9 protein-coding genes and 1 tRNA gene are annotated in these 7,046 nt (G+C 66.7%); 2 read left to right on the top strand and 8 right to left on the bottom strand.

Annotated features, from left to right (window positions below):
- Nucleotides 1-410 precede the first annotated feature (410 nt).
- The 7 genes from Q0907_RS09480 to Q0907_RS09450 form a co-directional block, all read right to left on the bottom strand.
- Entirely contained in the window at nt 411-575 is a 165-nt protein-coding gene (locus tag Q0907_RS09480) for a hypothetical protein (RefSeq protein ID WP_299343809.1), read from the bottom strand.
- Nucleotides 576-595: 20 nt separating this feature from the next.
- The gene (locus Q0907_RS09475) at nt 596-865 is read right to left on the bottom strand and encodes a hypothetical protein (protein ID WP_296283012.1); all 270 of its coding nucleotides are present in this window, start codon (nt 863-865) and stop codon (nt 596-598) included.
- A 51-nt stretch (nt 866-916) separates the two neighbouring features.
- The gene (locus tag Q0907_RS09470) at nt 917-1,195 is read right to left on the bottom strand and encodes a hypothetical protein (protein WP_299343806.1); all 279 of its coding nucleotides are present in this window, start codon (nt 1,193-1,195) and stop codon (nt 917-919) included.
- Nucleotides 1,196-1,411: 216 nt separating this feature from the next.
- Nucleotides 1,412-2,197, bottom strand: coding sequence for a DUF5694 domain-containing protein (locus Q0907_RS09465; protein ID WP_299343803.1), 786 nt, complete (start codon nt 2,195-2,197; stop codon nt 1,412-1,414).
- Between the two features lie 22 nt (nt 2,198-2,219).
- The gene (locus tag Q0907_RS09460) at nt 2,220-2,516 is read right to left on the bottom strand and encodes a hypothetical protein (protein ID WP_296283007.1); all 297 of its coding nucleotides are present in this window, start codon (nt 2,514-2,516) and stop codon (nt 2,220-2,222) included.
- A gap of 43 nt (nt 2,517-2,559) precedes the next feature.
- Nucleotides 2,560-2,649, bottom strand: a tRNA-Ser gene (locus Q0907_RS09455).
- A gap of 113 nt (nt 2,650-2,762) precedes the next feature.
- Nucleotides 2,763-3,770 (bottom strand): LysR family transcriptional regulator, encoded by a 1,008-nt coding sequence (locus Q0907_RS09450; RefSeq protein WP_296283004.1) that lies wholly within the window; start codon nt 3,768-3,770, stop codon nt 2,763-2,765.
- Between the two features lie 117 nt (nt 3,771-3,887).
- On the opposite strand from Q0907_RS09450, the gene Q0907_RS09445 reads away from it, so the two are divergent.
- Nucleotides 3,888-4,466, top strand: a complete 579-nt coding sequence (locus Q0907_RS09445) for an NAD(P)H-dependent oxidoreductase (RefSeq protein ID WP_299343801.1) — start codon at nt 3,888-3,890, stop codon at nt 4,464-4,466.
- A 69-nt stretch (nt 4,467-4,535) separates the two neighbouring features.
- Nucleotides 4,536-5,270, top strand: a complete 735-nt coding sequence (locus tag Q0907_RS09440) for a DNA alkylation repair protein (protein ID WP_299343799.1) — start codon at nt 4,536-4,538, stop codon at nt 5,268-5,270.
- A gap of 387 nt (nt 5,271-5,657) precedes the next feature.
- On the opposite strand, the gene serS is transcribed toward Q0907_RS09440, so the two are convergent.
- Complete coding sequence (gene serS / locus Q0907_RS09435; protein ID WP_299343796.1) at nt 5,658-6,938, bottom strand: serine--tRNA ligase; 1,281 nt, start codon at nt 6,936-6,938, stop codon at nt 5,658-5,660.
- Nucleotides 6,939-7,046 lie beyond the last annotated feature (108 nt).

The raw sequence follows: 7,046 nt of genomic DNA, 5'->3' as shown, positions 1-7,046 counted from the left end.
GCGAGGACCTGAAAGGCTCTCTCTTCTCTCACTAACGGTCTCGCGAGGACCTGAAAGGCTCTCTCTTCTCTCACTAACGGTCTCGCGAGGACCTGAAAGGCTCTCTCTTCTCTCACTAAGGGTGTTGCGAGGACCTGAAAGGCGCTCTCTTCTCTCATTACGGCTCAAGCGGGACCAGAAAAGTCCCGCTACTCCCTCATCGAGGGTCTTGCAGGCGGAACAATGCAGGGAGAGCGTGGCAAGACGCGGGCTTGCGGCGGGAGATCGTCATTCCGAGGCGGAAGCTCAACGCGTTTTCGATTGCCATTTCATCTCGCCAGGCTGTGGCGTTGCGTCGACTGGCGCGGCTCCCCGTGACGCAGGGCCCCCGCCCGCCAGCGCGAAGTCCGCAATCTCGTCGGCATGACCGCCTAGAAGGCCACCGGCGTCATACCACCGGGATTGTCGATGGTGTACCAGAGGGTGGAACCCGGCGTCGCCGTGTTGGCACGAGCGACCTTGCTGGATGTCCCGATGCAGCCGGACAGCATCGACGCGCAGACCAGCATGAAGAAAGGCCGTGCGATCCGCTTCATGGACGACCCCGGTGTCCCGATCAGCGGGATTCGGTGATCCGCAGGATCTTGCCGCTGGTGTTGATGGTGAAGACGATGGTCTTGCCGTCGCGGAAGTAGGTCCAGTTCTCGCCTTCGCGGGCGCCGTACTGGTTTTCCAGCGGAGTGACCAGATCGGGCTTGCCGGCGATCTCGACAAGCCGACCGATGCTGTCGCCGCTGCTGACCACGCGGTTGCCGAAGGCGTAGGTATCGGCGAACGCCATGCCGGCGGCGAACATGAGGGCAAGGAAGATGGCGGTCTTGCGCATGGGATTTCCCTCTCCGTTGGGTAGGCCGAGTATAGGCCTGGACGCTCCTCGCTACAGCGACAGGATCCGCATCAGCGCCACGGCCGCCACGGCCGATGCCAGCCAGATCGCCACACGCTTGATCAACGCGCTGTTCAATCCGCCTTGCCCCGCTTCGCGCGGCTGGTTGAACCCGACCACCAGCACGTGCATCGGCAGCGCGATGACCAGCAGGAAGGCGAATACCCAGTTCAAGGTTTCGTCTCCCAGTCGCGGCCAGACCAGCGGCATCACGATGCCGGCGAAGAGGCCCGCAATGACGGCGGTGATGGGCGTGGGGGTGAGCTTCATGCGGAGCGGGCATCCGGTCAGGTGATGCCGCAGTCTAGCGGGCGCGCTTGGCACATGGTCTAGAAATGGAATGGCTAAAGGTCGTAGACCGTCGCCCCGGTAAGCGAAGCGCACCCGGGGAGATGTATCAGAGGTCATTCGGCACCGCGGTCCAGGGTGCGGCCGCTGGCGTTCCGCGGGCCACGCAACTCAAGCCCCCACCCGCATTTCTTCCCTTCACGAGGTCGGCAGGAATGCTTCCGCTTCTTCCAGCTCAACACCCGGCGCCGACCGCAGGCAGGCGGCCAATTGCGGCACGTGTCCCTGCCCGTAGAACACCACGGCGCGATCACCCGGTTTCAACGCCTGCAGCAGGCGCGCGCAGATGGCGAAATTGCGCTTCGCCCAAGCGGCATTGAGCTCGACGCCGGGCTGTTGTTCGCCGCTGCCGTAGCGGAGGAACTCGGCGTAGAAGCGGGCGGCCTCATCGAGGGCCTGCGGCGTATTCATGTCGCGCAGCACGCCGCCGATGCTGTGCGTGGCCTGCAACGCGGTGATGCGCGCGGTGATGCCCTGGGCCTGGGCCATCAGCGCATCCAGATCGCCCGCCCTCCCGTTCGCCTGCGCCCAGGCGCCCAACGGCTCGAAGGGAAAATCGCCCGGCACGTCCAGCCCGTGGACCTGCGTAAGCCCCACTTGTTTTGCCAGCCGGAATCCGAGCTGCACGACTTCGTTGCTGGACGGCGGCAGCGTGCCGGCGAGATGGCGCGCGTATTGCTCGCGCGCGGCATCGGCTGGCCACTCGACGCCGACGAACGTCGGCTGGAAGGCCGCGAACGCATCGGTCACCGCTTGCAGTTCCGCTTGCCGCCGGGGCACCGTGACGTCCACCGCGTCCACATTTGCCTTGTCCTGCCCCGGATTGCTGAAGTGGTAGGTGCCGATGACGATCACGCGCGCCGGCGGTTCGGCGGCCCAGGCGGCGCCGTGCAGGAGCAACGCAAGCATGAGGAAACGACGCATGGAATCTCCTCCCTTTAGAGGCCTAGAGAAGCGTACGAAGCCAGACCAGCAGCATTAAAATCATGCCCGATAGCTGAGCGACGACAAATGCCAGCACGGGGACTCGGGCTGCGATCGAGAGTGTCCGCCACTTCCTGATGAAGCCAAACGCGAGGAAGTCGGAGCCGATCATGGACCTGCCGTCGAACAGATCCCTTACGGAGACGTCGTCCTGGAGCTTGTGGAGCATCCAGGCGCGCAGCGGGAAGGACGCGATGATCAGGACGATCGCCACCCCAAGGATCGCTAGGCCGATTCCGGTCACTTCGACGCCGCGCATACGAATGCTCCTTGCCGACAGGAAGGTACAGCGCTTGCCGAGGTGGCGGAGAGAGTGGGATTCGAACCCACGGTAGGCTTGCACCTACGGCAGTTTTCAAGACTGCTGCCTTAAACCGCTCGGCCATCTCTCCGTTTTCTGAAACTGCCCGCGATCCCGTCGCGGTGCATCGCCGCCCTACCCTGGCGGCGCGCACGGCCCATTGCAGGCCGGTGCGCATTTTCGCACGAACCCCGCAGCCGTGGCTTACGAGGCCTTCTTCACCTTGCCGGCCTTGGTGTTGTCGATCGCCATGGCGATGGCCTTCTCCTTCGCCTCCGCGCAGGCGCCGCCGCAATCCAGCCGCGACGACTCGATCTGCTGCGGCAGGTGCTCGGCCAGGAAATCGATGAACACCCGCACCGCCGGCAACATGCCCCGGCGCGAAGCGAACACCGCGTGGCAGATGCCCTGCGGCAGGCTCCATTCCGGCAGCACCACCTCCAGCTCGCCCTTGCGCACCGCTTCCGCGCACACCGTCTCCGGCAGCAGGGTGATGCCGTAGCCGTCCTTCGCCATCGACTGCAGCAGCGGGAAGTCGAAGCCGGCCAGGCGCGGATTCAACTCGATGCGGCGTACCTCGCCATCCGGCCCGTGCAGCTCCCAGCGCTGGCGCGCCTCGTCTTCGCTGATGCTCAGCGTGACGTGCTCCGCCAGATCTTCCGGCACCTTCGGGCGGCCGGCGCGGTTGAGGTACTTCGGGCTGGCGACCAGCAGTTCCTGGATCTGGCCGAAGCTGCGCATCACCAGGCTGCCGTCGTCGTCGAGCTTCGCGCGCACGCGCAGGGCCACGTCGTAGCCCTCGTTGATGATGTCGACACGGCGGTTGTTGACGTGCAGCTGCAGCCGCACCTTCGGGTACTTGTCGAGGAAGGCCGGCAGGATTTTCGGCAACTGCATCTGCGCCACCGCCACCGGCACGCTGACGCGCACCACGCCGCGCGGTTCGGCACTGAGGCGATCGACGACTTCGCGCGCCGCCTGCGCTTCGGCCAGCATGGTCTGTGCATGGCGATGCACGCTGGTGCCGACGTCGGTCACCGCGAAACGGCGCGTCGAGCGCTGCAGCAGGCGCACGCCGAGATCGGCTTCCAGCTGGCTGATGCGCCGACTGAGGCGGGACTTGGGAATGCCCAGCGCCCGCTCGGCGGCGGCGAAGCCACCGTGGTCCACCACCATGGCGAAGTAGTAGAGGTCGTTGAGGTCGTGCTGCATGACTATAGTTCCGCCTTTAGAACAATCAGTGACGTTAGACCACGTTTATCCCAATAATGCAACGACCTACAGTGGTTCCCAAGGCGGCACCTGCCGCGTCCTGACCGGAGAACCACCATGAAACTATTGCACATCGACAGCAGCGCCCTGGCCGCGAACTCGGTCAGCCGGCAACTGACCGCCGCCATCGTAGCCCGTTGGCAGGACACCCTGCCCGACCTGGAGGTCACCTATCGCGACCTCGACGCCGACCCGCTGCCCCACCTGACCAACGCCGTACTGGGTGGGGGCGATGCCGCCGCCGCACAAGCCGGCGAAGCGACCCTGAAGCAGTTCCTGGACGCCGACGTCATCGTACTGGGCGTGCCGCGCTACAACTTCGGTGTGCCGTCCACGCTGAAGGCCTGGATCGACCGCGTGGCCGTGGCCGGCCGCACCTTCAAATACACCGAGAACGGCCCCATTGGCCTGGCCGGTGGCAAGAAGGTGATCGTGGCCGAGGCCAGTGGTGGCGAGTACGCCGGCACCGCGATCGACTTCGTGGCGCCCTACCTGACGCAGGTGTTCAAGTTCTTGGGCATTACCGACGTGGAGTTCATCCGCGCCGAGCGCGTGGCTTATTCGCCCGAACACAAGGCGCAGGCCATTGAAGCGGCGCTGGCGAGCATTCCGGCGCCGCTGCGCCAGGCCGCCTGAGCCACCACAGGTCGCGGGACGGGACCGGTATGCTGCCGGCACCCGTCCTGCCGACCTGCCGACCTGCCGATGCCCGCCCGGACCCCTGCCCCGGAACCGATCGACACCCCGCGCGCCCTCGCCCTGCTGAGGGCCGCCGCCAGCGCCGAGCATCGCGCCAGTCTGGCGCGGTACGGCATCCCCGACACCCACGCTCTCGGCGTGCCCATGCGCGAGATCCAGGCGCTGGGCAAACGCATCGGGCGCCAGCCTGCGCTGGCGCAGCCGCTCTGGGAGAGCGGCATCTACGAAGCACGCCTGCTGGTGGCCTTCATCGCCGACCCTGCGCAACTCACCACGACCCAGATGGACCGCTGGTGCCGCCAGTTCGACAACTGGGCGGTCTGCGACACGTTGTGCCTGCACCTGTTCGATCGCAGCCCGCATGCCTGGGGGCGGATCGATGCATGGGCGCGCAAGCGCGGCGAGTTCGAGAAACGCGCGGCGTTCGCGCTGCTGGCCGGCTTGGCGGTGCATGACCGCCAGACGCCCGATGCGCCCTTCCTCGCCGGGCTGACCCACGTGGACGCCGCTGCGGGCGATGCGCGCAACTTCGTCAGCAAGGGCGTGAGCTGGGCGCTACGCGCCATCGGCCACCGCAACGCCACCCTGCATGCGGAAGCGATCGCAGTGGCGACCCAGTTGGCGGCATCCGACGACGCGGCGCGACGCTGGGTAGGCAAGGATGCGCTGCGCGACCTGGGCCGCGCGGCCGTGCGCGCCAAGGTGGCGAAGGCGACGAAGGGGTGCCCCAAGAAGGCATGACGCTCCCCTCTCCCTGCGAAGCGGGGAGAACAACGACGTAGCCCGGATAAGGCCAGCGGCCGCATCCGGGGATACGGGGACACGGGGATACGGGGACCGACATGTCACGAGGCCCCGCGTGCGCTGCGCTTACCCGGGCTACGTAGCTTGGCGAGTTGCCGGATGGATTCCCTCGCCCTGCGCAGCGGGGAGAGGGTGCCTGGAGGGCGGGTGACGGGCGAGCGGAGACGGGATGGTGGAGCTGCGCAGCCTGCGGTCAACGCACGAGCGCATCCGGACGCGGAAAGCATTGCGCGAAGAGCTGCCCCTCATCCGCCCTTCGGGCACCTTCTCCCCGCTCGCGGGGAGAAGGACTCGCGCGTGCTCCCGGCTTGGGGACGGAACAACTCAGGCGATCTGCTCTGCCCCACCCATGTACGGGCGCAGCACCTCGGGCACGGTGATCGACCCGTCGGCGTTCTGGTAGTTCTCCATTACCGCGATCAGCGCACGGCCCACGGCGGTGCCGGAACCGTTGAGCGTGTGCACGGGCTCGGGTTTGCCGGTGGCCGGGTTGCGCCAGCGCGCCTGCATGCGACGCGCCTGGAAGTCCTCGCAGTTGGAGCACGAGGAAATCTCGCGGTAGGTGTTCTGCGACGGCAGCCAGACTTCCAGGTCGAACGTCTTGGTGGCGCCGAAACCCATGTCGCCCGTGCACAGCAGCATGCGGCGGTACGGAAGGCCCAGTTTCTCCAGCACGGTTTCGGCGGCGCGGGTCATGCGCTCCTGCTCGTCGTAGCTCTCCGACGGGCGCGCGATGGAGACCAGCTCCACCTTCTCGAACTGGTGCTGGCGGATCATGCCGCGCACGTCGCGGCCACCACTGCCGGCTTCGGAGCGGAAGCACATCGAATGCGCGGTCATGCGCAGCGGCAGGCGGGCGTCGTCGAGGATCTCGTCGCGGACGATGTTGGTCAGCGGCACTTCCGAGGTCGGGATCAGGTAGCGCTTGTGCTCGCCCAGCTCGGTGGAGAACAGGTCTTCCTCGAACTTCGGCAACTGGCCGGTACCCCGCATGGAGTCGGCGTTGACGATCACCGGCACGCTGGTCTCTTCGTACCCGTGCTCGTTGGTGTGCAGGTCGAGCATGAACTGCGCGAGCGCGCGGTGCAGGCGCGCCAGCTGGCCGCGCAGCACGGTGAAGCGCGCGCCGGACAGCTTGGCGGCGGTGTCGGCGTCGAGCCAGCCGTGACGGGCGCCGAGTTCGACATGGTCCTTGACCGGGAAATCGAACGCGCGCGGGGTGCCCCAGCGGTGTTGTTCGACGTTGCCGGCCTCATCGCTGCCGACCGGCACGCTGGCGTGCGGCAGGTTCGGGATACCGAGGGCGATGGCTTCGATCTCGGCGCGGATCTCGTCCAGCTTCACTTCCGAGGCCTTCAACTCGTCGCCGAATCCGGCCACTTCCGCCATCAGCGCGGCCACGTCCTCGCCCTTGGCCTTGGCCTGGCCGATGGCCTTGGAGCGGGTGTTGCGCAGGTTCTGCAGTTCCTCGGTGCGCTTCTGGATCTGCTTGCGCGAGGCTTCCAGGTCGGCGATGCGGGACACGTCCAGGTCGAAGCCGCGGCTCTCCTTGAGGCGCTGGGCGAGTTCGGCGGGCTGGGTGCGGAGCAGGACGGGATCGAGCATGGACACTACAGTCTGGCGTGGGAAGCCGGCATTATCGCCCATCTGCGACCGCCTGCCCGCGCGGTTAACCGCGGCTGTGCAAGAATCGGCGCGACTTTTCCGGTGACT

The sequence above is a fragment of the uncultured Pseudoxanthomonas sp. genome, assembly GCF_947498795.1.
Taxonomy (GTDB): Bacteria; Pseudomonadota; Gammaproteobacteria; order Xanthomonadales; family Xanthomonadaceae; genus Pseudoxanthomonas_A.
Note: the sequence above shows the minus strand (reverse complement) of the source record. Positions and strands in the feature narration are given on the sequence as shown.